This is a genomic window from Anaerobacillus alkaliphilus (genome assembly GCF_004116265.1).
Classification (GTDB): Bacteria; Bacillota; Bacilli; order Bacillales; family Anaerobacillaceae; genus Anaerobacillus; species Anaerobacillus alkaliphilus.
The window spans coordinates 263,748-289,694 of the sequence record NZ_QOUX01000047.1; the positions used below are offsets into that span (position 1 = coordinate 263,748).

27 protein-coding genes are annotated in these 25,947 nt (G+C 37.4%); 25 read left to right on the forward strand and 2 right to left on the reverse strand.

Features of this window, described 5'->3' with window-relative positions:
• Positions 1-110 precede the first annotated feature (110 nt).
• The 12 genes from DS745_RS21645 to DS745_RS21700 all read left to right on the forward strand — a co-directional run bounded on the left by DS745_RS21645 (position 111) and on the right by DS745_RS21700 (position 10,037).
• On the forward strand, positions 111-1,373 hold the full coding sequence (locus tag DS745_RS21645; RefSeq protein ID WP_129080324.1) for a sensor histidine kinase: 1,263 nt from the start codon (positions 111-113) through the stop codon (positions 1,371-1,373).
• A 330-nt stretch (positions 1,374-1,703) separates the two neighbouring features.
• A complete protein-coding gene (locus tag DS745_RS21650; RefSeq protein ID WP_129080325.1) occupies positions 1,704-2,090 on the forward strand; it encodes a rhodanese-like domain-containing protein in 387 nt (128 codons plus the stop codon).
• Positions 2,091-2,215: 125 nt separating this feature from the next.
• Positions 2,216-2,476, forward strand: coding sequence for a metal-sensitive transcriptional regulator (locus DS745_RS21655; protein WP_129080326.1), 261 nt, complete (start codon positions 2,216-2,218; stop codon positions 2,474-2,476).
• A gap of 216 nt (positions 2,477-2,692) precedes the next feature.
• Entirely contained in the window at positions 2,693-3,172 is a 480-nt protein-coding gene (locus DS745_RS21660) for a DsrE/DsrF/DrsH-like family protein (RefSeq protein ID WP_129080327.1), read from the forward strand.
• A gap of 35 nt (positions 3,173-3,207) precedes the next feature.
• Complete coding sequence (locus DS745_RS21665; RefSeq protein ID WP_421721842.1) at positions 3,208-3,573, forward strand: rhodanese-like domain-containing protein; 366 nt, start codon at positions 3,208-3,210, stop codon at positions 3,571-3,573.
• 16 nt (positions 3,574-3,589) lie between these two features.
• Positions 3,590-3,877 carry a rhodanese-like domain-containing protein gene (locus tag DS745_RS21670; RefSeq protein WP_129080329.1) on the forward strand — a complete coding sequence of 96 codons (288 nt, stop codon included), beginning with the start codon at positions 3,590-3,592 and terminating at the stop codon, positions 3,875-3,877.
• Positions 3,878-3,929: 52 nt separating this feature from the next.
• Positions 3,930-4,499, forward strand: coding sequence for a sulfurtransferase TusA family protein (locus tag DS745_RS21675; protein ID WP_129080330.1), 570 nt, complete (start codon positions 3,930-3,932; stop codon positions 4,497-4,499).
• A 157-nt stretch (positions 4,500-4,656) separates the two neighbouring features.
• Positions 4,657-5,769, forward strand: coding sequence for an MBL fold metallo-hydrolase (locus DS745_RS21680; RefSeq protein WP_421721848.1), 1,113 nt, complete (start codon positions 4,657-4,659; stop codon positions 5,767-5,769).
• Positions 5,770-5,841: 72 nt separating this feature from the next.
• Positions 5,842-6,069 carry a sulfurtransferase TusA family protein gene (locus DS745_RS21685; protein WP_129080332.1) on the forward strand — a complete coding sequence of 76 codons (228 nt, stop codon included), beginning with the start codon at positions 5,842-5,844 and terminating at the stop codon, positions 6,067-6,069.
• A gap of 275 nt (positions 6,070-6,344) precedes the next feature.
• Positions 6,345-7,121: a sulfite exporter TauE/SafE family protein gene (locus tag DS745_RS21690; protein WP_129080333.1), complete on the forward strand. Its 777-nt coding sequence runs from the start codon at positions 6,345-6,347 to the stop codon at positions 7,119-7,121.
• Between the two features lie 166 nt (positions 7,122-7,287).
• On the forward strand, positions 7,288-8,862 hold the full coding sequence (locus DS745_RS21695; protein ID WP_129080334.1) for a vanadium-dependent haloperoxidase: 1,575 nt from the start codon (positions 7,288-7,290) through the stop codon (positions 8,860-8,862).
• A 167-nt stretch (positions 8,863-9,029) separates the two neighbouring features.
• On the forward strand, positions 9,030-10,037 hold the full coding sequence (locus DS745_RS21700) for a DUF3231 family protein (protein ID WP_129080335.1): 1,008 nt from the start codon (positions 9,030-9,032) through the stop codon (positions 10,035-10,037).
• 940 nt (positions 10,038-10,977) lie between these two features.
• On the opposite strand, the gene DS745_RS21705 is transcribed toward DS745_RS21700, so the two are convergent.
• On the reverse strand, positions 10,978-12,552 hold the full coding sequence (locus DS745_RS21705) for a M2 family metallopeptidase (RefSeq protein ID WP_129080336.1): 1,575 nt from the start codon (positions 12,550-12,552) through the stop codon (positions 10,978-10,980).
• A 307-nt stretch (positions 12,553-12,859) separates the two neighbouring features.
• Between DS745_RS21705 and DS745_RS21710 the strand changes: the two genes are divergently transcribed.
• The 7 genes from DS745_RS21710 to nirD all read left to right on the forward strand — a co-directional run bounded on the left by DS745_RS21710 (position 12,860) and on the right by nirD (position 21,423).
• The gene (locus DS745_RS21710) at positions 12,860-14,269 is read left to right on the forward strand and encodes a family 43 glycosylhydrolase (RefSeq protein ID WP_129080337.1); all 1,410 of its coding nucleotides are present in this window, start codon (positions 12,860-12,862) and stop codon (positions 14,267-14,269) included.
• 413 nt (positions 14,270-14,682) lie between these two features.
• The gene (locus tag DS745_RS21715; RefSeq protein ID WP_129080714.1) at positions 14,683-15,117 is read left to right on the forward strand and encodes a MarR family winged helix-turn-helix transcriptional regulator; all 435 of its coding nucleotides are present in this window, start codon (positions 14,683-14,685) and stop codon (positions 15,115-15,117) included.
• 41 nt (positions 15,118-15,158) lie between these two features.
• Complete coding sequence (locus tag DS745_RS21720; RefSeq protein ID WP_129080338.1) at positions 15,159-16,100, forward strand: ring-cleaving dioxygenase; 942 nt, start codon at positions 15,159-15,161, stop codon at positions 16,098-16,100.
• A gap of 27 nt (positions 16,101-16,127) precedes the next feature.
• Entirely contained in the window at positions 16,128-17,114 is a 987-nt protein-coding gene (locus tag DS745_RS21725; RefSeq protein ID WP_129080339.1) for a ring-cleaving dioxygenase, read from the forward strand.
• A 342-nt stretch (positions 17,115-17,456) separates the two neighbouring features.
• Positions 17,457-18,068 carry an NAD(P)H:quinone oxidoreductase gene (gene wrbA / locus DS745_RS21730; RefSeq protein WP_129080340.1) on the forward strand — a complete coding sequence of 204 codons (612 nt, stop codon included), beginning with the start codon at positions 17,457-17,459 and terminating at the stop codon, positions 18,066-18,068.
• A gap of 600 nt (positions 18,069-18,668) precedes the next feature.
• The gene (gene nirB / locus DS745_RS21735) at positions 18,669-21,098 is read left to right on the forward strand and encodes a nitrite reductase large subunit NirB (RefSeq protein ID WP_129080341.1); all 2,430 of its coding nucleotides are present in this window, start codon (positions 18,669-18,671) and stop codon (positions 21,096-21,098) included.
• A 13-nt stretch (positions 21,099-21,111) separates the two neighbouring features.
• Complete coding sequence (gene nirD, locus DS745_RS21740) at positions 21,112-21,423, forward strand: nitrite reductase small subunit NirD (RefSeq protein WP_129080342.1); 312 nt, start codon at positions 21,112-21,114, stop codon at positions 21,421-21,423.
• A gap of 289 nt (positions 21,424-21,712) precedes the next feature.
• On the opposite strand, the gene DS745_RS21745 is transcribed toward nirD, so the two are convergent.
• Positions 21,713-22,438: a DUF421 domain-containing protein gene (locus DS745_RS21745; protein WP_129080343.1), complete on the reverse strand. Its 726-nt coding sequence runs from the start codon at positions 22,436-22,438 to the stop codon at positions 21,713-21,715.
• Between the two features lie 139 nt (positions 22,439-22,577).
• On the opposite strand from DS745_RS21745, the gene DS745_RS21750 reads away from it, so the two are divergent.
• The 6 genes from DS745_RS21750 (at position 22,578) to DS745_RS21775 (ending at position 25,942) form a co-directional block, all read left to right on the forward strand.
• Entirely contained in the window at positions 22,578-22,790 is a 213-nt protein-coding gene (locus DS745_RS21750; RefSeq protein WP_129080344.1) for a DUF1659 domain-containing protein, read from the forward strand.
• Between the two features lie 39 nt (positions 22,791-22,829).
• Complete coding sequence (locus DS745_RS21755; protein ID WP_129080345.1) at positions 22,830-23,048, forward strand: DUF2922 domain-containing protein; 219 nt, start codon at positions 22,830-22,832, stop codon at positions 23,046-23,048.
• Between the two features lie 512 nt (positions 23,049-23,560).
• Complete coding sequence (gene galE / locus DS745_RS21760; protein ID WP_129080346.1) at positions 23,561-24,553, forward strand: UDP-glucose 4-epimerase GalE; 993 nt, start codon at positions 23,561-23,563, stop codon at positions 24,551-24,553.
• A 160-nt stretch (positions 24,554-24,713) separates the two neighbouring features.
• Positions 24,714-24,965, forward strand: a complete 252-nt coding sequence (locus tag DS745_RS21765) for a hypothetical protein (RefSeq protein ID WP_241657903.1) — start codon at positions 24,714-24,716, stop codon at positions 24,963-24,965.
• A gap of 19 nt (positions 24,966-24,984) precedes the next feature.
• The gene (locus tag DS745_RS21770) at positions 24,985-25,236 is read left to right on the forward strand and encodes a Beta-galactosidase C-terminal domain (RefSeq protein ID WP_241657904.1); all 252 of its coding nucleotides are present in this window, start codon (positions 24,985-24,987) and stop codon (positions 25,234-25,236) included.
• A 133-nt stretch (positions 25,237-25,369) separates the two neighbouring features.
• A complete protein-coding gene (locus DS745_RS21775; RefSeq protein ID WP_129080347.1) occupies positions 25,370-25,942 on the forward strand; it encodes a YdcF family protein in 573 nt (190 codons plus the stop codon).
• The last annotated feature ends 5 nt before the right edge of the window (positions 25,943-25,947 follow it).

Genomic DNA, 25,947 nt, shown 5'->3' on the forward strand with positions numbered 1-25,947 from the left:
AAAGAAGATTTAATAGGTACGAGAGTTGAGGAAATATAAAACTAAAATGCTAGTAAATTCCTTTTTTGTGATATGCTAAAGAGACATAGAAGGAAACGAGGAACTAATCCATGGAAAGTCTACTTATTAATATACTTTTTGTTCTATTACCTATCTTAATTTTTCAAATATTTTTTATCAATATAAACTCAAAGTACAAAAACATTATTCTAGGTACCGTTTTTAGTTTCTCAATTATCATATGTATGAATTTCCCAATTGCAAACTATGAAGGCCATTTATTTGATTTAAGATATATTCCATTTGTATTAGGAGCCCTTTATGGTGGAAAGAAAGTAGCTATTTTTCTTTATTTTGTACTCTTAGTTTACCGGTTGTATTTAGGTGGTGTAGGTTTTTATATTGCCTTGTTTGATAGCACTTTATTATTGATCATTCTATTATTTTTACTACTACCAAAATTTCAAAGGTATTCTCTTAAAACAAAGCTTACTGGTACGATAGCTTTGCTTGGATTTGTTGCTATATTTAGTTTAGTTGCTTGTCATACATTATTTGGTTTTATCTTTCATGCTCCAATTGTTTTATTAGCTACCTTTGTTGTTGCACAAGCTTTAACAATGGGGCTTTCTGTTTACTTTCTTGAATACTTGATTACAATCGACACTATGAAAAAGCAACTATATCATAATGAAAAATTAAAAAGCCTAAGTGAAATGGCGGCTAGCATCTCTCACGAAGTTCGTAATCCGTTAACAGTCACAAGAGGATTTATCCAGCTACTTAAGAGTCCAGGTATTGACGATGAGAAGAAGAATTCCTATTTAGACTTGTCGCTTCAAGAATTGGACCGTGCTGAATCGATCATTTCAGATTATCTTACTTTTGCAAAACCACATGAGAACATTGAATTCGAATTATTAAATGTGACCGATGAAGTGAACTATGTTGTGAATGTGATGCAGCCTTATGCATTAATGCGAAATGTTTCTATAAAAAAAGAATTTTTCATTAAAGAGAGCTATATTTTAGGACACAAAAGACAACTCCATCAATGCTTAATTAATTTATCAAAAAATGCAATTGAAGCCATTCAAGACGGTGGAAAGCTAGAGTTTAAAGTGAAAAAAGAAAATGAAAAAGCAACCATACAGTTGACAGATAATGGAGTAGGGATGACCTCTGAGCAAATTGCACGTTTAGGTGTTCCTTTTTTTACAAATAAAGAAAAGGGTACTGGCTTAGGAACAATGGTCGCTTTCAGCATTGTAAAAGCAATGAAGGGAGAAATCAAGGTAAATAGCAAAATGAACGAAGGAACTACATTCACTATTTTGATCCCAGAAGACAAGGGGACAGGTACAGTGTCTTAATGGTCTATAGGTGTTGAGGTGAATGTCGTGCATGAGACGAAAAGCCAGTTCTTTAAGAAGGAAGAAAGAACGTCGGTGTAAAGAAAGGAAAATCCTAACGGTCAGTAGAATAATGAGCGTACGGGTTTTACTATGTAAAAAGGGTATTATTTGTTTGGGATTGGCACCTAGGAGAATTAGCTGGACAAGTACATCTGTCCCAAAAAGCGAACAGCTTTTTTGCAAAATAGTTTAGTTTGAGAGAAGGGATCTGTTCCTCCGTCCCGCTGCTTGACTTTATACCCTAGTAGGTATAATATGTGTATATCAAAAGCAAAGGGGGTTAAGATAATGAAGAAATATAGTTCCTATATTTTTCCTTTTGTTTTAATTATCGGCTTTATTGGTTATCAACTGTTTCCAACAATAGGGGTAGAACAAATTAGTACAGAACAACTTGCAAAAATGATGACGAATGAAGCTGATGACGTTTTCTATGTTGATGTACGAGAACCTCATGAATTTCAAGAGTATCATATAGAAGGTATGACAAATGTTCCTCTTAGTGAACTAGAAAGCAATTATCATGTAATTCCTACTGATAAAACAGTTGTGATTATATGTAGAAGCGGGAATAGAAGCCTACAAGCCTTAAATAAACTTAAAGATTTTGGCTATCAAGATCTAGTTAATGTGAAAGGCGGTATGCTTGCTTGGAAAGGTGAAGTAACAAATTAGTTATTTACTGGGGTTAACATTATCAACAACTTCATTATTGTGCTATTATTAATGATGTTTATAATTCATAAGACAAAAAATATAGTAAGCAAAAAATATTACTGCAGAGACTGGAGGGGAAATTCATGGAATACACCGATCAAATGAAAAATAGAGTGAAACGAATAGAGGGACAAGTAAAGGCTATTTTAAGAATGATGGAAGAAGAAAAGGATTGTAGGGAACTCGTTGTTCAACTTTCTGCAGCAAGAAATGCGCTGGACCGTACAATTGGTGTTGTTGTTAGTACCAATTTGGAGCAATGTGTTAGAGAACAGATTGAAAAAGGGCAAGATACTGAGAAGTTTATTCAGGAAGCAGTAAATCTATTAGTGAAAAGTAGATAGATAAAAGTAGGGTTGACACGGATAACTGTAATAGTGTAATATACCCCTATGGGTACTTGGTTTGAAAATTTGTTGGCCAAATCATTGGTTAACTTAATTTTTACTCTTTTTAATACCCGTTGGGGTATATTCAGAAAGAGAAGATTACACTTAATTTTTTTATAAAACATATACCTATAGGGGTATAGTAAAACAGATGACAAAGGAGAGAGAAACATGACAGACAAAAAGAAAACAACGATTATTCTATTTAGCGGGGACTATGATAAAGCAATGGCGGCATTCATTATCGCGAACGGTGCGGCAGCCTATGATCATGAAGTGACTATCTTCTCTACTTTTTGGGGATTAAATGCATTTAGAAAAGAAGAGCAAGTACCAGTCAAAAAAGGGTTCCTAGAAAAGCTGTTTGCAGGTATGATGCCACGTGGAGCAAATAAAATGGGACTTTCGAACATGAATTTTGCCGGTATGGGGCCGAAGATGATTAAACATGTCATGAAGAAGCACAATGCGTTGCCTTTACCAGATTTAATTGATATGGCGAAAGAACAGGGAGTCAAACTTGTAGCATGTACAATGACAATGGATCTTTTAGGATTGCATCAAGATGAATTAATTGATGGAATAGAATACGCTGGAGTAGCTGCTTATCTAGCAGATGCGGAAGAAGGAAATGTCAATCTATTTATATAAGTGAAATGGTAATCTTACTGTAGGGGGTATGTATAATGGACACATTTATCAATGTTTTACTATTTGGCCTCGTTGCTTATTTTCTTATGACTAAATTCCTGCCTGTAAAAGGAGTTAAACAAATTACAGCTATTCAACTAAAGGAAGCGCTCATAAGAAAGGACGTACAGTTTATTGATGTAAGAACTCCTAGGGAGTTTGCAAGTAATCATATTGAAAAGTTTAAAAATGTTCCTCTCCACGAAATTACTAGTAAAGCTAATCAGCTTTCTAAAGATAAAGAATTAATTGTGATTTGTCAAAGCGGGATGAGAAGTAATAAAGCAACAAAAAGGTTAAAAAAGTTGGGTTTTGACCGTGTATCAAACGTAAAAGGTGGTATCGGTGCTTGGTATTACTAGATGAGGAGGAAAAATTATGAGAGAACTGACAACAGAACAGGTAAAAAAAATAGTAAATCCTACTATCATTGATGTAAGAGAGGCCGTAGAAGTTGCTGCAGGAAAAATTCCGGGAAGTTTGAACATACCTCTTGGACTACTTGAATTTCGAATACAAGAATTAGACAAGACGAAAGAATATATTATTGTTTGTCGCTCAGGAGCTAGAAGTGGGATTGCAACGAAATACCTCGAAAGTCATGGCTACAAGGTCTTTAATATGGTTGGTGGCATGATTGAATGGGAAGGAAACGTAGTAGTATAAATTTTTTTAGAAACAACAATACCTACACGGGTATATAAACAGGAGGAATAAAATGGAGACTATTAAATTTGACCAACAAGTAGATGCAAAAGGGTTAGCTTGTCCAATGCCAATCGTACGTACAAAAAAGGTAATGAATGACCTAGAACCAGGGAGGGTGTTAGAAGTTCAAGCAACTGATAAAGGATCAACTGCAGATATTAAAGCATGGGCAGGAAGTACAGGGCATCAATACTTGGGGACGGTAGATGAAGGCGGTGTATTAAAACATTATCTACGTAAGGCGAGTGGAGAAGAGAAAGAGGAAAAAAAGCATCCGCTTGTGGCAAGTAATGAAGAACTTCAACTGAAATTAGCCAGTAATGAAGATTTATTGGTGTTAGATGTCCGTGAATCTGCTGAATTTGTTTTTAATCATATACCAGGTGCGATGTCAATTCCTCTTGGGGATATCGAAAATCGATTGAATGAACTTAATGCTGAACAAACAATTTATGTCGTTTGTCACACGGGAAATCGCAGTGATTTTGCAGCGCAAAAGTTAACAGAAGCAGGATTTAAGAATGTAATAAATGTTATTCCAGGTATGAGTAAATGGACAGGTGAAACTAAAAGTCGATAGGAGTTATTAATTTTATCACAAGTATAGAAAGAAGGGTCAGCTGAAGGAATTGAAGTTGGTGGATCAATTATATTGTTTGCCAAAATTACTGACGTGACATTAAATTTTTTTACACTGAAAAATACAATAGGGGGTATTTATAGTGACAATAAAACCAATGAATTCTCGTGAGGTAGCAAGAAAAGTAATAGAAAAAAAGGAATTATTCATTTTGGATGTAAGAAATCAAAGTGATTATGCAGATTGGAAAATAGAAGGAGAGAACTTTGAGTATCTTAACATTCCGTATTTCGAACTGCTTGACGGCGTAGAGGAAATTATGGATAAAGTCCCGACCGATAAAGAGATTTTGGTCGTCTGTGCAAAAGAAGGTTCCTCGATGATGGTGGCGGAAATGCTTGCTGATCAAGGTTTGAATGTTTTTTATTTTGAGGGAGGCATGAAATCTTGGAGCGAGTATTTAGAGCCGGTGAAGGTAGGGGATTTAAAAGACGGAGGGGAATTATATCAATTTGTCCGTTTAGGTAAAGGCTGTCTCTCTTATATGGTCGTATCAAACGGGGAAGCGGTAATTATTGATGCGACAAGAATGACAGATGTGTATGTTAATTTTGCGAGAGAAGTTGGGGCAAAAATTACGCATATATTTGATACACACTTACATGCGGACCACATTTCTGGAGGAAGACTGATTGCTCAGATCACAGGTGGAACATATTGGTTACCGCCAAAGGATGCGGAGGAAGTTGTATTTGAGTACGCAGCACTTGAAGGAGGAACCGACGTCGTCATTGGTAATTCGACGATAAACATTCATGCTTTGTACTCTCCTGGGCATACAATTGGTTCTACGTCCTTTGTAGTTGATGAAAAGTATTTATTATCAGGTGATATTCTTTTCATCGATTCAATTGGAAGACCGGATTTAGCTGGAATGGCAGAGGATTGGGTCGGTGATTTGCGAGAGTCCTTGTATACAAGATTTAGAGAATTATCAGATGATTTAATCGTTCTACCTGCACATTTTATGATTATTGAAGAATTAAACGAAGATGGAAGCGTGGCTGAAAAACTTGGAACATTGTTTGCCAAAAACCATGGCTTAAATATTCAAGATGAAGCAGAATTCCGAGCCTTGGTGACAGAAAATTTACCTCCGCAGCCGAATTCCTATCAAGAAATTCGTCAAACAAATATGGGAAATATCAGTCCGGACGAAGAACAACAGCGTGAGATGGAAATTGGACCAAACCGCTGTGCAGTAAGATAGAGAATAGTTAAGTACGGCAATAAAATGGGGGTCTTTGACTGACTTCAAAACTATCAAATGGAGGTTTTATTAATGAATGCAGATAAAGTATTAGATGCCAAGGGTCTAGCGTGTCCAATGCCAATAGTTCGAACAAAGAAAGCCATTGCTGAGCTGGAGTCTGGTCAAGTCTTAGAAATCCATGCAACAGACAAAGGAGCAAAAAACGATCTTACTGCCTGGGCAAAGTCAGGTGGACATGAGTTATTTCAAGATCTTGAAGAAAATGGTGTATTCAAGTTTTGGATTAAGAAAGGGTAAATCATTAGGCTCCTTTCGTAAACATCGTTGGTTTATTATCCTAAAATTATCGAAAAAAAAACACTAGATGAAGATCAGCCAATGAATTATGTAAGAAAGAGCAATACTTACTAAATTAGTGGTGAATTCTTAGTAATTTGTGTAAAAATCCGGTTTTTGGGATTTTTTCGAAAGCAACAAACTTTGCGAAAACAGCCAATCATCAAAATTGAAGGCTTGAGGAAAAACCTCAAGCCTTCAATTTATATATAAGATCACAAGAGGGGGATGACAAATTGGATATTACTTTTATTATTAGTATTTTCCTTATTGGGTTTACCGGTTCCTACATTTCAGGAATGCTTGGTATCGGAGGTTCAATTATTAAATATCCAATGCTTCTTTATATCCCGCCGTTGTTTGGTGTTGCTGTATTCACAGCTCATGAGGTTGCTGGGATTAGTGCCATTCAAGTATTTTTTGCAACAATTGGAGGGGTATGGGCGTACCGCAAAGGTGGGTACTTGAATAAAGACTTAATCATATATATGGGTTCGAGTATACTGATAGGTAGTTTTATTGGCGGATTTGGCTCAAGCGCCATGTCGGAAGATGGAATTAATATTGTTTATGGTTTATTAGCACTAATTGCAGCTGTCATGATGTTTCTACCGAAAAAAGGGATTGATGATGTACCACTTGAACAGGTGAGATTTAACAAAGGGCTTGCGGCAGTTCTTGCTTTAATTGTCGGTATCGGTGCAGGCATTGTTGGGGCAGCAGGAGCATTTTTATTAGTACCGATCATGCTTGTTATTTTAAAGATCCCAACACGAATGACAATTGCATCCTCACTTGCGATTACTTTCATCTCATCAATTGGAGCAACCGTTGGGAAAATCACCACAGGGCAAATTGATTATTTTCCGGCCTTTATAATGATTGTAGCAAGCATAATTGCCTCGCCATTAGGTGTGATGACAGGGAAAAAGATGAATACGAAGTTTTTACAAGTCATATTAGCCGTTTTAATAGCAGCAACTGCGGTGAAAATATGGTTAGATATTTTATAATCAAGGTTTTTTGAAAAAAGGGTCTGACCCCTGATGGAGTAAGCAATTACCGCACTGATGGTTAGTTACTATTGGTATTGACGTGAATCCCTCTGTAAATTTCTAATTTCAGTGTAGACACCCACTTCCATAATCCAACATATAAATAGATTGGCAATATTTTAATATGTTTTTCTATTTAAATGGAAAAGGTGTTGATATCGTGGCTAGAAATAAAAAAAATTGTGTATACGGACCTCTTAATGGAAGGGAACGTAAAAGGAAAGCCTATCGCCTAAGAAGGGATATGGCGTGGTATCATAGACTTCAACCTACTATCCACCATCAATGTAATGAGGACGAATCACTATATAAGAATAAAATAGCTAGTTTTTCTAAAGCATTACCACATAACTCCCTTGGTGAAGTAGAGCTTGAAGCGTATGACTTCTTTACTAAAGCGTTAAAGAGAGGTACTCCAGCTGATTTTGAAGCAATCCCTCTAGGAGGAGATGTAAAAATAGCAAATCCTCAGGCGTCATATTGCTATGATTTGATTGGATCAGACTGCCATGCACAAGCATTACCTATTCCACCAACGTTTAGCAGTGCTTGGCAGGCAGGTGAAATGGCGGAACTTTATTGGAAGGCACTCACACGCGACATCAATTTTGAAGACTATGATAATCATCCATTAACAATTGAAGCGGCAGAAGAACTCTCAAATTTATCAGATTTTAGAGGACCGAAATTAAATAGTGCTGTAACGACAGGTACTTTGTTTCGCGGAGATACGCCTGCTGACCTGGACGGCCCTTATATATCTCAATTCTTGTATAAAGACATTCCGTTTGGTTCAACGATAATTAGTCAACGTTATCGAACGACCTTAGCCAATGCCGATCACATGACATCTTTTGATGAATGGTTAAATGTCCAAAATGGGGGCAGTTCAACTAGTTCTCAAAAAGATGATACATCTCGCTATATTCGAAACGGGCGTGATCTGGCTGAATATGTACATGTTGATTTCTCGTGTCAAGCTCCACTATCGGCTTGTCTTATTTTGAACAGCTGGGGTAGGGACGCGCTAACTGAAACTAATCCATACTTGAAATCTGCCACTCAAGGAGGATTTGTTACATTTGGTAGTCCACATATTTTAGATTTAGTAACAAAGGTAACGCGGTTAGCGTTAGAGGCAGCTTGGTTTCATAAGTTCTTAGTTCATCGCAAACTTCGTCCTGAGGAATTTGGTGGCAGGGTTCATAATCATGTAACAAAAGCGAAAAATTACCCGATTCATTCAGAACTTTTAGATTCGAAAGTACTCTCAAAAATCTATGATAAATACGGTACTTATCTTTTACCGATGTCATACCCTGAAGGGTGTCCAATTCACCCTGCTTACCCTGCTGGGCACGCGACGATTGCTGGTGCTGGTGTTACCGTCCTTAAAGCATTTTTTAATGAAGGATTTATTATTCCCGATGCAGTGAGATCTAGCTCAGATGGTCTTTCCTTAGTCCCTTATTCTACAACTCCATTAACAATTGGAGGCGAGTTAAATAAATTAGCAGCTAATATCTCTCTAGGCAGAGATTTCGCTGGGGTTCATTGGCGTTCAGATGGAATTGAAGGCATTAAATTGGGAGAAGCGGTCGCAATAGAAATGCTTAGTGATTATAAAGAGACTTATAATGAAGATTTTACAGGATTTACACTTACAAAATTTGATGGTTCGGAAATTACAATTAGCTAAAAGTTAAGGACGATTTGGATATTTTGGGACAGGGAACCTGTCCCTCTGTCCTCTGTTTGGAACCTGTCCTTGTGTCCTGTCAAGAAAAATGAGTGAGAAAATATAAAACTGAATTAAGATGCCATCTTATGCTAAACCTAAAACGAGAAATTTTTAGGGGGATCTATATGTCAGAAAAATCAGCTATTACTTCATCTGAATTAGGTGTATTATGGCTTACATATCAGGAAAAGACCATGATTTTACGTATGTTAGAATATTTTATAGAAAAAGCCGATGATGAAAAAGCAAAGAATATTATGACTGATTTATATGGAGAGATTGACAAGTATGTTGGGATCATCACAAAAACGTTACAAAATGAAGGGGCTGTAATACCAGTTGGGTATACTGCTCAAGATGTTAACAAAGAGGTGCCAAAGTTATATGATAATGGTTTTGATATCATGTTTGTTCGTCTTTTGAAGCAAATTAGCATGGGACTTCACTCATTAAATATAACTATGTCTTATCGAGAAGATATTGTACTAATATTAAAAGAGCTGACTACCATTACTCAAAATTATTACAACCTATGTACACAATATTTGCTCGAAAAGGGGTTACTTGTTAAATCTCCCCATGTTTCAATGCCACAGTCAATTGAATTTGTTAAAGATAACAACTACTTTGGTGGACTAGCTATAAATCCATTTAGTGAAAAACGTTCACTAAATACAGTAGAAGTTGCTCTAATACATCATGCAATAGAATCAAATATCACTGGGCTTCAATTGATTACAGGGTTTGCTCAATGTGCAAATGAAGGTGAGGTTAAAAAATACTTTCATGATGGAACTGAACTTGCTAAAAGTATTGTAAAGGAACTAAGTGAAACCTTTCTACAAAACGGTATACAAGTTCCTCAAACATCAGGAGGTAATGCAACCCGTTCAACAATAGCACCTTTTTCTGATAAATTGATGATGTATTGTATAAGTCTTTTTTGTAGTTTTTCAATGGGGAGTAGTTCATTAGGTACCGCGTTTAGTTTGCGAAATGATTTACCAGCTAAAATGACTATTTTTGCGAAAGATATATTTGAATATGCTCATAAAGGTGCAAAAATAATGATCAAAAATGGTTGGATGGAAGAACCTTTTCAAATGGAAGAACGAAATCAATTGGTGAAATAGGAAGCAAAGGGTGGGTTCTCTTGCTTCTTTCGAAAAACGAAGAAAACAGGAGACCCCTCTGATATGCTCCCTTCCTACTTGAAGGAGAGCATTTTTATGCTAAATGAAATTAAAACAAAACCAATATAAGTTGGTTAATGATAGTTAGTTATCGAAAACTTTAGATAGAAAAATAGATGATAAAAACCTTGGTATTATTGAAAATTAGAAGAGCAATGATTATTGAAAGAGTATTCTCTACCACAAAGCGCTACCTTGTGCTAATCCATAATTTCTTTTAACAACGAAAAACTTAGAGAAATGTAGAATAAACGAGATTTGCAGAAAAAACTGTTGTAAAATGGTTGAAGATAGAATATTTCGAATGTTTACAAAACTCAAATAACTTTGCTATTATAAGGACAAGCCAAACAATCACTAGTAACAAAAGTCACATAAGAAAGGGATTGATACATGGTACTTAAACTCAAAGACACGTAATTACTTTTTGGAAGGGTGTGATACTATTGAAGCAAGGTTAGGCGATATGTACTAAATTATCGTACATGGGTGTTAGTTTAAAAGTTTACTATAATCAATCTACATAAACGAGAGGGGTGGGGCGATAATCTTAAATCGACTTCAAGAGCATAGCAAGCCTTAACTCAATAACTAGAAAGGTTGTGATGCAACAGAAGCAAAGTTAGGCGATATTTACTAGTCTAAAGTACATGGGAGTTACTAATTCATTAATTAGAAAGGATTTTAGTATAAATGGATATTGAAATAGTATAGAGGTCTTATTATCTAGTTATGGATAATAAGACCTCTTAATGTTGTTTCCAATTTATCCCTTTGTTACACTTGGCTAACCAGCAAAGTTAAAGTGGAAACAATAAGGTCGAAAGCAACTCTATTTTTTAATAGCGGACTTTAGCTATTTTAGTGTATAAGAGAGAGCTTACTTACAATATGCATCAACAAAATATTGTGGGTTTAGTGGTTGCCCTGTCGCACGTTTGATTTTTTCGTTCCAGTGGTATTTTGAGCCTGGTTTAAAGAACTGTTCGTTTAGGAAGTTTCCAACTGTTGGGTTGAAAAATTGTTCCGAAACTTCGGTTTTAATATATTGATGAAGCTGAGCTGATGTTAATTCACCAAGTAGATAGTTTTGGTAGTACACAGGCGCTAGGGTAAAGTGGATTTTTGCTGCCCAGTCTGGTAGGTCACGGTTTTCTGGAGAATTCACTAATTGAATTTCATTCACTAGTTTCCACCAAAGTGCATTTAAATCTTGATCTGGGTTTTCATATAATTCTTTTTCGAAGAATACGAATGTAATAATCCATCGTCCTGCAATAAGCATCTTTAACTGTTCAAATTTTTCAAGGGCTGGTGCTAACGTTTCTAACTGATCACTTTCAAGCTTTAGGAACGTTTCCAACCATTCTTTGTTTTCGGTCATTTTACCAAATAACATGGCAATGGCTTCAGTTGTTAACGTGTGAGCTGGTGATCTTAGAACATAAGGAAGCTCACGATCTAAATATTTAAAGTAAGCGGCGTGACCAAATTCGTGGAGCATCGTTCCCATCCAATATGCATCCGGCTGGTTGTTACATAATACACGAGTATCCCCGTTACGATCCATGTCTGTACAAAAAGCTGTTGGGTTTTTCCCAGGGCGTGGATCCATATCACTCTTAGCATATAAATCTTCAATTGGGATGTTCATTGCAGCGAATGTATCGGCAGTTAACTTCTCGATGTCTTGATCTTTGAAAAAAGGATCAAGATTTGTTTCTTTAGAAGCAGGTGCTTCTTGGAAGAAAGGATCGACATAATGCCATGGTCGTAAATCAGAAACGGATATCTCAAATTTCGCTGCTAGTTCCTCGTCTAATTGTTGTTTCAATTGACGGAAGGTGCTATCCGAAAGATCAATCAGTTGCTGAAAGATTGAGAAAATCTCTTCGCGATCTAATTCTTGATTTTTAAACGACATCTCATGGTAATTGTTAAATCCAACTGCTTTTGCCGCTTCATTCCTAACTTTGATCAGTGTTAGAAGCTTTTCTTCAACTACCTTTCCAACTTCTTTTGAAGCCTTCCAAGCGTCTTCACGCTCTTGTAAATCCAGACTATTGATTAAGATATTGCGAACGTCATTCGCTGAAAGCTTTTTCCCATTTACTTCAGGTTCATACGTGTTAAACATATGATTTAATTCAGCAGATAGTTGTGATAACTCTTTTAGGACTTCGGCCGGAAGCTGATTTTCCATGAACGTACGTTGAAGGCCTTCTAATTGTCGTTGCTCAAGTGCTGTTAAGTCTGTTTCCTTTAAGTAGTCCTGAACTGCTTGCAACGATTCGGGATTTGAAAAATATGTACGAAACTCCGTTTGCGCTTCAGCAACCTTTTGCGCCCACTCTTTTTCACCGGTAGTTTGGGCCATCCAGCTTGCATTGGTTATGTTTTGATGTAGTTCTTTCACTCCCAAATTTTGCTCTTCTAAAAACTGTTGAACTGACATTTCTTCAACTCCTTGTGGAATAAATAGATTACCAATTTCTATCTTAAACCTTTTGTTCGTTCATGTCACCTCCGAGAAGAGAAGACAAGGAGACAGGTACATTGTCTCACGCAGAATGGATATCTGAAGTAATAACGGGAGCCCCTTTCCCAAAGAAGTTTATCTCTTGATTAAATTAGTATAGAGAAATTTAGGGTGATATACATGACTCTTACTTCTGATGCTATACTAGATAACGTAGAAATGGATTTTTATGCTATTTTAAATTAGGCTTGTAAATCTAGTAATAGAAATGGAGACAATGCTGATGAAGAAACAAGGACTAAATCCTTATCTTCCTTCATGGGAGTATATCCCAGACGGAGAACCACATGTGTTTAACGAAAGAGTCTATGTTTATGGCTCGCATGACCGTTTTAATGGACATGTATACTGCTTAAATGATTATGTATGTTATTCTGCACCAGTAGCAGATTTATCTGATTGGAAGTATGAGGGTGTTATTTATCGGAAAACAGATGATCCATTAAATCCTACTGGCCATATGTGTTTGTATGCTCCTGATGTTACACTTGGACCAGATGGAAGATATTATTTGTACTATGTATTAGATAAAATATCAATTGTTTCAGTAGCTGTTTCTGATACACCAGCTGGCAAGTATGAATTTTACGGGTATGTAAAATATGCTGATGGTACCCGCCTAGGAGAACGAGAAGGAGATCAACCGCAGTTTGACCCTGGTGTTTTAACGGAAGGGGACAAGACGTATCTATATACTGGTTTTTGTCCGACTGGAGATAGGTCGAGAAAAGGGCCGATGGCAACAGTTCTTGGAGCAGACATGCTTACAATTATAGAAGAACCGGCGTTTCTTGCTCCTAGTGAGCCTTATAGTGAAGGAAGTAGTTTTATGGGGCATGAGTTCTTTGAAGCACCTTCAGTGAGAAAAATCGGCGATACCTACTATTTTATTTATTCTTCAATCGTTTTCCATGAACTTTGTTATGCTACGAGCAAACATCCGACGAAAGGCTTTGAATATCAAGGTGTGATTGTCAGCAATAATGATCTTCATATTGACTCATATAAACCTGCCGATAAACCGATGTTTTACGGTGGGAATAACCATGGTAGTATCGTTGAAATAAACAATCAATGGTATATCTTCTATCATCGACATACGAATGGTTCTAACTTCTGCCGTCAAGGTTGTATAGAGCCAATTGAAATATTAAACGATGGGACAATTCCTCAAGTAGAAATGACTTCATGTGGTCCCAACGGGGGAGCATTACTGGGTCGTGGTGAGTATCCAGCGTATATAGCGTGCAATCTGTTCTACCGTATAGAGGAAAAGTATTCAGGCGATCTATGGATGGATAGTCATTTTCCTAAGATCACTCAGGATGGTAAAGATGGCGATGAAGAAATAGGATATATTACGAATATGTTAGATTCTGCTACGGCTGGCTTTAAGTATTTCGACTGTAAGGATGTAAAGACGGTGAAAATTAAAGTTAGAGGATATTGCAATGGTGCATTTGAAGTAAAGACCGCATGGGATGGTCAAGCACTGGCTACAATACCTGTTGAATTTACTAATGTATGGACAGAATATTCTTCTGAGATTTCAATTCCAGACGGAATCCAAGCCTTGTATTTCACTTATACTGGGAATGGTAGGGCTAGTTTGGCTTCGTTTAGATTGGAATAACAGTTCCGGTACTGACTTTTGTACACCTATAGATATTCAAATATAAAATACCCTACATTGGTTGTGGGGTATTTATAGTTTTTTGTTTATAATTATTATAAAAAGATATTGACTTTAAAATACTTTTTGCTATACTTTGTATATACTATGGTGGAAAGAGTTGATAACCATGAGACCTATAAAAAGCTTATGCTCCAAGTGTCAAGTTGAAATTAAAACTCTAAAGCATACAACTATTTGTGGCTGTGGAAGTAAGATAAACATCAAATAACATACAAACGTTAAGCGAGATTTTTGATACTTGCTTGACGTTTTTTTTGTTTTAAAAAAATAATATCTTGAATTCGAGATATTTTTGTTGCATTCCCTTCACTTGAAGTGTAAAGTGATAGGTGAGAAAGGAATTGAGTCATGTGAGAAAAAATACTCGTAGTTCACTCATTTGGTTTCGTATTACTCGTTTTACCCATCAAAGTAATCTATTATCAAATGATTTTCTAAAACAGTATGGGATAACAGTTGCTCAATTTGATGTATTAAATCAGGTTTCAACATATCAACCGATTATGCAAAATGAACTTGCTACGAAAGTAACCGTGTCAGAAGGTGGAATATCACGTATGCTTACGCGCTTAGAGCAAGAGGGCTATATCATTCGTAAACAGGATTGGAAAACTAAATGGATTAGCCTTACTTCAAAAGGTGAGGATAAGATGGAAGAAGTTTTTGAACATCAACTATCTTTTCAAACGTCGATCATTAATGAGTGTCTATCCGAAGAAGAGCAGAAGACTTTATATGCACTTATGACCAAGTTACAAAAGAACACTGAAAATAAGATGAAATAATATTGATCACTTGATTAGTAAATTGAAAGGAAGGAAATGATATGTATAAAATTCCTGGGCATCATCACATTTCTATGATTACAAAACATGCAAATCAAAACAATCAATTTTATAAACATGTGCTTGGGTTACGACGCGTGAAAGTGACTGTAAATCAAGATGCTCCAACCATGTATCACTTATTTTACGGAGATAAAACAGGTAGCCCGGGCACTGAACTATCATTTTTCGAAATTCCATCAGTTGGAAAAACGCATCGTGGTACAAATGCGATTACTAGAATTGGTTTACTAGTATCTTCTGAAGAAAGTTTGCAGTATTGGAAAAAACGTTTTGAACAGCATGGGGTTTATCATGAAGAAATATCAAGATATGCCAATCGTGCCGCATTGAAATTTGAGGACCCAGAAGGGTTACGTCTCGTGCTGCTCGTATCAAACGGGGAGAAGGTTGAGCACTGGCAAACATGGGAAAAGTCAAATGTCCCAGCTGAGCATCAAATTCAAGGTATGGGTTCTGTGGAAGTGACGGTGAAAAGACTCGAAAAACTTGCGAGTACCCTTACAGACATGTTCGGCTATACAGAGGTTAGCCGTAGTGAAAACGAAGCCATCTTTCAATCGATCGACGGTGAAGTTTTTGGAGAAATCGTTGTCAGCTATTTAGACGGTCCATCGGAAAGACCAGGTCGTGGAAGTATTCATCACTTGGCGATACGTGTCAAAAACGATGAGGAACTTGCCTACTGGGATCAGCAAGTAAAACAACGAGGTTTCCAAACCTCAGGTATTGTCGACCGTTATTACTTTAAGAGTTTGTATTTCCGGGAGTCTAACGGGATACTGTTTGAAATAGCGACAGATGGGCCGGGCTTTACAATAGATGGAGATGTCGAACATTTAGGGGAACAGCTGGATTTACCACCATTTTTAGAGGGAAGACGGGCCGAGATTGAAGCAAACTTAGCCCCTATTGAAGAGTAAAATATATTTTTTTAGGAGGAAATGAATATGAACCATTTAAAAGGAATCCACCACGTAACAGCAATTACGAGTAGTGCAGAAAAGAACTATGAATTTTTTACCTATGTTTTAGGAATGCGGTTAGTTAAAAAAACAGTGAATCAAGATGATATTCAAACGTATCATTTATTCTTTGCAGATGATAAAGGTAGTGCTGGTACAGATATGACGTTCTTTGACTTCCCAGGTATTCCAAAAGGTGTCCATGGAACAAATGAAATCTCAAAGACATCGTTCCGTGTCCCAAGTGATACTGCATTAGACTATTGGGTCAAACGGTTTGATCGTTTAGATGTCAAGCATACTGAAATTAAAGAACAATTTGGAAAGAAAACTCTCTCATTCGTTGACTTTGATGATCAACAATATCAATTAATTTCAGATGAAAAAAATAAGGGCGTGGAATCTGGTACTCCTTGGCAAAAAGGTCCAATTCCACTCGAATATGCGATTACTGGGTTAGGTCCCGTCTTTGTCCGGATTGGAAACATTGACTATTTTAAAGAATTGCTAGAGAGGGTGCTATTATTTAAAGAAACTGCGAGAGATGGATCTTTCTATTTATTTGAAGTAGGTGAAGGTGGAAACGGAGCTTCAGTGATTGTCGAATCGAATACGAGTTTACCTCCAGCGCGACAAGGGTATGGAACGGTACACCATGCGGCGTTCCGTATAGATGATCGTTCGGTTTTGGATGAATGGAATGAACGATTGAGTAGTTTTGGTTTTAGCACATCTGGTTATGTCGATCGTTATTTCTTTGAGTCGTTATACGCAAGAGTTGCTCCACAGATTTTATTTGAATTTGCGACGGACGGACCAGGCTTTATGGGCGATGAACCTTATGAAACACTTGGTGAAAAATTATCTTTACCTCCGTTCTTAGAACCGAAACGTGCAGAAATTGAAACGTTAGTTCGACCAATTGAGACAGTTAGGAGTACGAAAGTGTTTGAAAAGGAATATGAGGGATAAATAGAGTTTGGGGAACTGAAGGGGGACTTTAAAAGTATAAGTTTATTATAGTATTTAACTCGTTAGAATCTTTTTAGATTGTAACGAGTCACATATCTTGAAATCATAATACTTGATATGATAATATTTGGATTAGAGTTAATTGAACTGTTATTGGAGTCTTGTGCTATTGTCAGGTAGCGGGAAAATGTAGTTCTGAATTCTTGAATTTAAGAAATGTTAATTCAAGAGGAATTTATGTGTACTAAGTTTTAAAAAAAATATATCAGGTAACAAATAGGAGTGTGTAATCCTATGAGCTTTTTCGAAAAAATATTTGGAAAAACAAAGGAGACGAATACGATGGAAAATATTAAATTAGCAGTCATATACTACAGCATGGGTGGAACGAACTATCAATTATCAAAATGGGCTGAAGAAGGTGGCAAAGAAGCTGGTGCTGAAGTAAAAGTGTTAAAGGTACCTGAATTAGCACCTCAACATGTCATCGATGAAAACGAAGGTTGGAAAGCTCACGTAGAGGCAACAAAAGATGTTCCAAACGTAACATTAGATGATCTAGAGTGGGCAGACGCAATTATTTTCAGTGTACCAACACGTTTTGGTAATATGCCAGCTCAAATGAAACAATTCTTGGATACGACAGGTGGTCTATGGTACCACGGGAAACTGGCAAACAAAGTAGTCAGTGCTATGACTTCAGCTCAAAATTCTCATGGTGGTCAAGAAGCGACGATTTTATCATTGTACACAACGATGCACCACTGGGGCGCAATTATTGCCTCACCTGGTTACACAGATCCTGTTCAATTTACATCAGGAGGTAACCCATACGGGGTAAGTGTAACAGTGGGTCAAGACGGAAAAATGATTGAAGATGTTGAAGCAGCTGTTAAGTATCAAGCAAAACGAACAGTTACCGTAGCAGAGTGGGTAAAAAAAGGAAATCAATAACGACAAATTCACCGAAAAGCTCAGAGTTGCTCTGAGCTTTTTTATGTTTGTTAAATGGAACTTGCCCAATTTCGAAAGAGAAATTGGTAATTCATATAAAACTTTGTATGAACTACATTTCACAACGAATGAGATACTATTCTTACAACGTTCTCTAACATGTTACTTAAAATGAGCTTGATTTTTTGCTTTTTTACATGTTTAGGAACAAGGACAGACTTAAAATAGGCGGGTATCGTTTATGGATCTAATTTCTTGAGGGATATATCCGCGGTCAATTTACTTTTACAGTCCAAACTTGTTCATTTACAGTCCAAAACTGAACATTTACGGTCCAAATTCACCAATTTACGATCCAAAATGATGGTTTTATGAGCGAAATTGAAAAAGGACTAACAGCACAAGTTCCAAAGGTCCATAACTACTGTATGTTTTGCTTTGACGGACGAAGATATATGACACATTTGTGAAAAGAGGACCAAACAGTCAAAAGTGTGATTTTTCTCACAAGAGTAATCTGTGTTTAGGAGTACAATCTACTCATAAAGAACATTAATCAGTTGCTTATAGGATTAATAGCTTCATAGGAGGGAACACGACATGGGCAGAAAACAACTAGTGATGATTGGGAACGGGATGGCTGGTGTGAGAACAATTGAGGAAATCTTAAAGCTTGCTCCAGACGCTTTTCAAATAACCATTTTCGGGGATGAACCACATCCGAATTATAATAGAATTAAGCTTTCAAATGTTTTACAAGGTGATACAACAGTAAACGATATCATTATGAATACTTGGGAATGGTATCAAGAAAATAACATTGAGCTTTTTACAGGAGAAGCAATTGTTCGCATTGATACTGAAGCGAAACAAGTAATCTCAAATCAAGGTAGAGTAGTGAGCTACGATGATTTAATTATTGCGACTGGATCAAGTTCGTTTATTTTGCCAATTCCGGGTGCCGATAAAGTGGGCGTTACTGGTTTTCGTGATATCCACGATTGTGAAACGATGATCAAAGTAGCGCGGGACTATAAAAAAGCTGCAGTTATTGGCGGCGGGTTGCTTGGTCTTGAAGCAGCAAGAGGCTTGTTAAACTTAGGTATGGAAGTAGATGTCATTCACTTAATGCCTCATTTAATGGAGCGACAACTCGATCCTACTGCGTCAATCATGCTAAAAGAAGAACTTGAAGCACAAGGCATGAATTTCCTGATGGAAAAACAGACTGCTGAGATCCAAGGCGACGAAAGAGTGACTGGACTACGTTTTGTAGACGGTTCGGAGATTGAGGCTGACCTTGTCGTTATGGCAGTCGGGATAAAACCAAATGTTCAAATTGCTAAAGACAGTGGTATCTATGTAAACCGTGGAATTGTTGTTGATGATTTTATGCAGACAAGCGTTGCACATGTCCATGCGGTTGGAGAATGCGCGGAACACAGAGAAGTAATTTACGGTCTTGTAGCTCCATTATATGAACAAGGAAAAGTGCTTGCTGCTAATCTTTGTGGAGTTGAAACAAAGCCATATGAGGGATCAATTGTCGGCACTGGCTTAAAAGTTTCTGGTGTAGACCTGTTCTCTGCTGGTGAAATTGATGATGATCCAAAGACAAAGTCAATTAAAGTTCATAACGAGTTCGATGGGGTATATAAAAAGATCGTCATTCGTGACAATCGAGTTTCTGGTATTGTCTTATACGGCGATACAAAAGATAGCTCAAGATTATTTAGAATGTTACTGAAAAAAGAAGATGTTAGCGGCATGACTAGTGTATCTATATTAGAGTCTGGTTGTTGTGGTGTAGGATCTGACTCCAATGATGTCGCGACCATGGCAGCAGATGAAATTGTCTGTGGATGTAATGGTGTGACTAAAGGAACAGTTGTGGAAGCTATTCAAGCAAAAGGGCTAACAACTGTTGATGAGGTGGGTAGCTGCACAAATGCCGGACGTTCATGTGGCCGTTGTAAGTCGTTAATCTCTGATATTTTAGCGCATACTCTTGGTGAAAAATATGATGTGGCTGCGAAGAAAACAGCATTATGTGGTTGTACAACTATTAGCCGTGATGAAGTAGTCGCGGAAATTAAGGAAAAAGGTCTATCTACTGTAAAAGAGGTCATGAATGTTCTTGGCTGGAAACAAGAAGAAGGATGTTCGAAGTGTCGTCCAGCGTTAAACTACTACCTTGGAATGATCCTACAAGATCAATATACGGATGATCGCGACTCAAGACTCGTTAATGAAAAAATGCATGCAAATATTCAAAAAAACGGAACTTACTCAGTTATTCCTAGAATGTATGGCGGAGTAACTACAGCGAAGGACTTAATGAAGATTGCCGAAGTTGCAGAAAAGTATGATGTTCCTTTAGTGAAATTGACTGGTGGTCAGCGAATTGGCCTTTATGGTATCAACAAAGACGATCTTCCAGCTGTTTGGGAAGAACTAGGAATGCCATCTGGTTATGCTTACGGAAAAACTCTCCGCACGGTGAAAACTTGCGTAGGAGCAAAATTCTGTCGCTTTGGTACTCAAGACTCGATGGGACTTGGGATTGATTTAGAGAAAAAATTCGAACGTTTAGACACTCCGCACAAAGTGAAAATGGGTGTATCTGCTTGTCCAAGGAACTGCGCTGAATCTGGAATTAAGGACTTTGGTATTGTTGGAATTGATGGTGGCTGGGAGCTTTATGTTGCAGGGAACGGTGGAACAGACTTACGTGCTGGGGACTTATTTGCAACTGTGAAAACAAAAGAAGAAGTCATTGAATTGATAGGCGCATTTTTACAATACTATCGCGAGCACGCGAATTATCTTGAGCGTACTTCTACATGGGTAGAACGCGTAGGGCTTGACCATGTGAGAGAGGTTCTAGCCAATGAAGAAACTAGAAAAGCGTTGAATGAGCGCTTAGATAAAACGTTGAAGAAATACCAAGAGCCATGGGCGGAAGTGCTTGAAAACCAAGACCTTCAGCAGAAGTATTATCAAAAGCACGAAATTCCAGTCTTAGTATAAGGGGTGAAGTAGAATGGAGAAACTATATCTTACAGATTATGACTCTTTACCAGAAAGGACAGGACAGGTATTTCATATCGGTCAAGAAGAGATCGTCCTGTTCCGTCTTTCCAACGGTGAGGTAAAGGCAATTGAAAATAAGAGTCCCCATCCAAAAGGCGGAACATTAAGTGGGGGCTTAGTAAGCGGTGAATATGTATATTGCCCGCTCTATGATTGGAAAATATCATTAAATGATGGAATGGTTCAAGCACCGGACAGTGGGCAAGTAAAGATTTTTCCGATTGAAATAACTAGTGGACAGGTGTTTATGATATATCAATAGGGAATGTAGAAGTGCCTGTCACTTCCCGAAAAATCTTGTTTCACAACTATGTTTCACGAAACTATAAAAAAAGTAGCCGTCTTCCCGTAAAGGGTATACGGCTTTCTTTGTGCTGTACAACTACTACCTTCTAGGTTAAAAAACTTCTTTGCAAAGCTTGTAAAGGATTAGGGAGCAACTTGATCAGGAGATCCGCTATAGTAGCGTGCCTTAATGTTTCTAGCAATGCCAATTCTTTTTGAATACCCAATGAGGCAATCTTGAAATAAGAATTCAATAATTGCGTTATCTAGTGCTTAAGCTTTGGAATTGCAACATCGGGTTCATGCTTCAGAGAAACATGCAATTGAAGATCTCGATTAATAGAGGCGAAAAAAACATCATCTAGGTTGTGTATTCCTCGTTTTGTTAATTGTTCCTGTAGCCACATTCGATCAAGGTTAAAGTCTTTGAGTATGTCTGTGTAGATGGTTCCTTCTATGATAATTGGTAGTGCAATTGTAGAAGTTGGCTTATAAATTTGCATATCTTCTTTGGTGACGGGTTTTTTTTCTGTTTTTTTTAGTACACTTATACCTCCATTTGCCTCAATAATTGCTGTTTCAACTTCGGTAATGTCAAATACGTCTTTTTCTCTAAGCATTTGCAGGACGCTATCAATGGAATAACGAAGCTTTTTTAATCTTTGGTCAAGTATTATCCCGTCCTGGATGACAACAGTCGGTTCAAAAGTAAGCAGTCTACCTACTTTTCGATTTTTAATTTTCCAATAAGTAATGAGCCTTTGAAAAAAGGCTATAGAAATGACTGCGATAGCAGTAGGGAAGTGTTTAATATTTGGATCAGCAATGTCTGCACCGACAACAGCACCCAATGTGATAATAATTAAATAATCAAAAATCGGTAATTCACCAATGGCCCTTTTTCCCATATAAAGTGTCATAAACAAGAGCAACGGTAATATTGTAACAATTCTCCCTATTACCAATAGTGAATCGGACACATATTCGTACATGTTTTAGCACCTTTCCGTTAAAGGTTATTTTTACCACTAGTCTTCGTTGATGATAGGAAAAATATTCTCGACGACATCTTCAATCCATCCCACCCCTTTTCCTCACACCCTGTATGTATAGAGTGAAGGGGGTGATAAGATGAGCGCAAACATTTTACAATCACGTTTAACGATGCAATTGTTAGCTGGGTACAACGAAGAGGGGAAAGAGATTTTTAAAACAAAATCATTTTCGAACATCAACAACACAGCAACCGATGGCCAGCTTCGCACGACAGCAGAAGCATTACTTTCGCTGCAGGTCCATACAGCAGAGATCGTCACACGCACAAATCAATACGCTGTTTCTTAATTAATTTTTCAAAATTGATAGGAATGGAGGTGAAAACAGATGGCGAAGAAGATTGAACTTATTTTTAAAAATGAGATTGGTAGAAACGTAACGATTTCATTAGATGACCCAATTGAACCAGTAGATCCAGGGAAAGTAGCATTAGTAATGGATTTAGTGTTAGCGCAACAAGCATTCGTATCAAGCGGCGGCTTCTTAGTGAGCAAGGTTGGTGCTCGAGTAGTTGAACGCAATGTAGATCCAATTCAAATGGCATAGTGACGGAAGGGGAGACCGAGTGTCTTCCCTTTTTGCTCTGAAGAAAGACGTGATTGGAGTAACCTGAATACGTATTTAGATTTTTTAAAAAGCTCTTGAAACAAGAGTAAAGTAGATCCACAGAGGGGCTACCGAATTTTCAAACCACAGCTTAGCCGAAATTCCCTATGTATACTTCATACGAAACTGAAGTTTTATTATCCATCCCCTGAAAGAAGAGGTACAAAAAAGAGTCTTAATTGAAGCAGCATAAGAAACGCCAATCGTTACATCGAAGTTAGGAGACATGGGTACAGTCATTGGGGCAGTAGCGTTAATTTGATCTGAGTTGTTTATACCGGAACATTTGTAATTAACCTTTGAGTGTTCATTGTATAAACTATACTAAATGATTGGAAATACTAAAGACAATTAGTAGTAAATTTACTATGATATCCTTAGTTAATTAATTTTATTAATTTGAAATTTAGTTTGAAACGGATATATTGTTCTTTTGAGAGGAGCTTGATAAAATGGCTATTTTGGTAACTGGTGGTGCTGGGTATATTGGAAGTCATACGGCACTTTTTCTCCGTGAAAAAGGAGAAGAGGTGATCATTTTAGACAATCTTCAAAAAGGTCATGCAAAAGCTGTTTTAGACGCAACCTTTTATAAAGGTGACCTTAGTAATGAAAGCATACTAGATGAAATTTTTACCAAACATACAATTGATAGTGTTGTACATTTTGCAGCAAATTCTTTAGTAGGAGAAAGCGTGGAAAAACCATTAGAATACTATGAAAATAATGTGTTGGGTTCGTATACTCTTGTGAAGAAGATGGTAGAGCACGGGGTGAAAAAAATCGTATTCTCATCTACCGCGGCGACTTATGGTGAACCTAAGTCAATCCCTATCTTAGAAGATGACCCGACTGTACCGACAAACCCATATGGTGAAACGAAATTAGCGATTGAAAAAATGTTGAAATGGTCAGATCAGGCTTACGGACTAAAGTCAGTTTGCTTACGTTACTTTAATGCCGCAGGTGCTGATCCAAGTGGGAGATTAGGAGAAGATCACGAACCTGAGACACATTTGATCCCAATTGTACTTCAAGTAGCTCTTGGCAAAAGAGATAGTATCAAGATATTTGGTGATGACTATCCAACCGGTGATGGAAGTTGCGTTCGAGATTATATCCATGTCATGGATTTAGCCGAAGCCCATTATCTAGCACTTAAAAAGCTAGAAACTACCAAAGAGAGTGGGATCTATAATTTAGGTAATGGCAAAGGATTTTCAGTGAAAGAAGTCATCGAAGTTTGCAGAAAAATTACAAAAAAAGATATACCAGCCGTCATAGTCCCAAGAAGACCAGGAGACCCTGCTGTTCTAATCGCTTCATCAAATAAAGCTCAACAACAACTTGGGTGGTTTCCTCGATATGCAGATTTAGAAGAAATCATTACGCACGCATGGAACTGGCACCAAACCAATCCAAATGGTTATAGCGAGGAGAAATAATCATAGACAAAAAAGTTATTTTTACGAAATTTAAAGAGCTTTACCATGAAACAGAGGGGCTGAGACATTCTTTGCCCCAGATCGCGTAAATTTAATCGGCGAACAAACGGATTACAACGGAGGTCATGCCTTCCCATGCTCCTTAAGTGTTGGTACCTATGTGGTTGTAAAAAAAAGAAACGATCGTACGCTACGATTTTACTCTATGAATTTTCCGGAGCTTGGTATTGTCGAAACAACAACAATTGAACTTGGCTATACTCCTGAACACGATTGGGCCAAGTATCCCAAAGGTGTGTTAACCAAATTAGTTGAAGCAGAAGCAACACTCCCAACTGGATTTGATGTTATTTATTACGTTACCATCCCAAATGGGGCAGTCTATCTTCATCGGCTTCGATTGAATTGGTAACTGCAGTACAAGTAAGTTTTTGTCAGTTATTAGTAAGGAGTCATGGCTAAGACCAGCCATTCAGGCAGATTTGCTGGATGGAGTGAGAGCTCAAATAAGAACTGACGGAAAACATGAGTTTGTTTTCTTAATGAATTTTAGTTCTGAGAAACAGTGGTTTGTTCTGAACGAGGATTATATTGATATGCTTAATGGTGTGACGGTTTCTGGGCGTATAGAGCTTCAGCTACATGGAGTGTGTGTGTTGAAAAAGGAAGTTTCCTTCAAATAAATATGTGTTGTTTGCTGCACGGTAAATAGAGGGACAAAGAAGGTGGTCATTTGACGACCTTCTTTTAATTACCATTACGAGGAAAAAATGGTAGTATTAATTCAAGACGACAAGAATGGAGAATAAGTAGAAGATGAATACTCCCTTTGATTGTATTACTGATTTTATTTTTGTTGAAACTGAAATCACTCCTGCTAATGCTATCTTAATTCCGGGTGCGAATCACCCACCATTAATGGAACGAGCTATTTCTTTATACAACGAAGGTTTCGCACCATACTTACTCCCTTCAGGTGGCTATAACCCACACGTTGGGACGACAGAATGGGAGTACTTGCAAAACATCGCACTAGAACATGGCGTGCCTAGCGAGGTAATTATTAAAGAGGACCAAGCTCAGCATACATTGGAGAATGCGCGTTTCTCCTTAGAAGTTTTAGAGAAAGCTAGTATTCAACATCAAAAGGTAATCATTGTCTGTAAAGCGATCCACTCTAGAAGAGCATTATTGTGTTATCAAGCCGTATTTCCAAAGGAAACAGAGTTTTTGGTTGTTCCTGTTATTGATCGGTATGAACTAACGAAGGAGAACTGGTTCTTATCTGAAGTGGGAATAAGTCGGGTGATGACAGAAGTTGAGAAAATTGGAAAATATTTTAGGACCCATATACCCAATTGGGTTCAGCAGTCAGCTATGAAAGGATGAGGTAA

Coding starts and splice junctions, on each gene's coding strand:
- DS745_RS21645 (WP_129080324.1), top strand. CDS start 111: ATGGAAAGTCTACTTATTAATATACTTTTTGTTCTATTACCTATCTTA.
- DS745_RS21650 (WP_129080325.1), top strand. CDS start 1,704: ATGAAGAAATATAGTTCCTATATTTTTCCTTTTGTTTTAATTATCGGC.
- DS745_RS21655 (WP_129080326.1), top strand. CDS start 2,216: ATGGAATACACCGATCAAATGAAAAATAGAGTGAAACGAATAGAGGGA.
- DS745_RS21660 (WP_129080327.1), top strand. CDS start 2,693: ATGACAGACAAAAAGAAAACAACGATTATTCTATTTAGCGGGGACTAT.
- DS745_RS21665 (WP_421721842.1), top strand. CDS start 3,208: ATGGACACATTTATCAATGTTTTACTATTTGGCCTCGTTGCTTATTTT.
- DS745_RS21670 (WP_129080329.1), top strand. CDS start 3,590: ATGAGAGAACTGACAACAGAACAGGTAAAAAAAATAGTAAATCCTACT.
- DS745_RS21675 (WP_129080330.1), top strand. CDS start 3,930: ATGGAGACTATTAAATTTGACCAACAAGTAGATGCAAAAGGGTTAGCT.
- DS745_RS21680 (WP_421721848.1), top strand. CDS start 4,657: ATGAATTCTCGTGAGGTAGCAAGAAAAGTAATAGAAAAAAAGGAATTA.
- DS745_RS21685 (WP_129080332.1), top strand. CDS start 5,842: ATGAATGCAGATAAAGTATTAGATGCCAAGGGTCTAGCGTGTCCAATG.
- DS745_RS21695 (WP_129080334.1), top strand. CDS start 7,288: ATGTTTTTCTATTTAAATGGAAAAGGTGTTGATATCGTGGCTAGAAAT.
- DS745_RS21700 (WP_129080335.1), top strand. CDS start 9,030: ATGTCAGAAAAATCAGCTATTACTTCATCTGAATTAGGTGTATTATGG.
- DS745_RS21705 (WP_129080336.1), bottom strand. CDS start 12,552: ATGTCAGTTCAACAGTTTTTAGAAGAGCAAAATTTGGGAGTGAAAGAA.
- DS745_RS21710 (WP_129080337.1), top strand. CDS start 12,860: ATGAAGAAACAAGGACTAAATCCTTATCTTCCTTCATGGGAGTATATC.
- DS745_RS21720 (WP_129080338.1), top strand. CDS start 15,159: ATGTATAAAATTCCTGGGCATCATCACATTTCTATGATTACAAAACAT.
- DS745_RS21725 (WP_129080339.1), top strand. CDS start 16,128: ATGAACCATTTAAAAGGAATCCACCACGTAACAGCAATTACGAGTAGT.
- wrbA (WP_129080340.1), top strand. CDS start 17,457: ATGGAAAATATTAAATTAGCAGTCATATACTACAGCATGGGTGGAACG.
- nirB (WP_129080341.1), top strand. CDS start 18,669: ATGGGCAGAAAACAACTAGTGATGATTGGGAACGGGATGGCTGGTGTG.
- nirD (WP_129080342.1), top strand. CDS start 21,112: ATGGAGAAACTATATCTTACAGATTATGACTCTTTACCAGAAAGGACA.
- DS745_RS21745 (WP_129080343.1), bottom strand. CDS start 22,438: ATGTACGAATATGTGTCCGATTCACTATTGGTAATAGGGAGAATTGTT.
- DS745_RS21750 (WP_129080344.1), top strand. CDS start 22,578: ATGAGCGCAAACATTTTACAATCACGTTTAACGATGCAATTGTTAGCT.
- DS745_RS21755 (WP_129080345.1), top strand. CDS start 22,830: ATGGCGAAGAAGATTGAACTTATTTTTAAAAATGAGATTGGTAGAAAC.
- galE (WP_129080346.1), top strand. CDS start 23,561: ATGGCTATTTTGGTAACTGGTGGTGCTGGGTATATTGGAAGTCATACG.
- DS745_RS21775 (WP_129080347.1), top strand. CDS start 25,370: ATGAATACTCCCTTTGATTGTATTACTGATTTTATTTTTGTTGAAACT.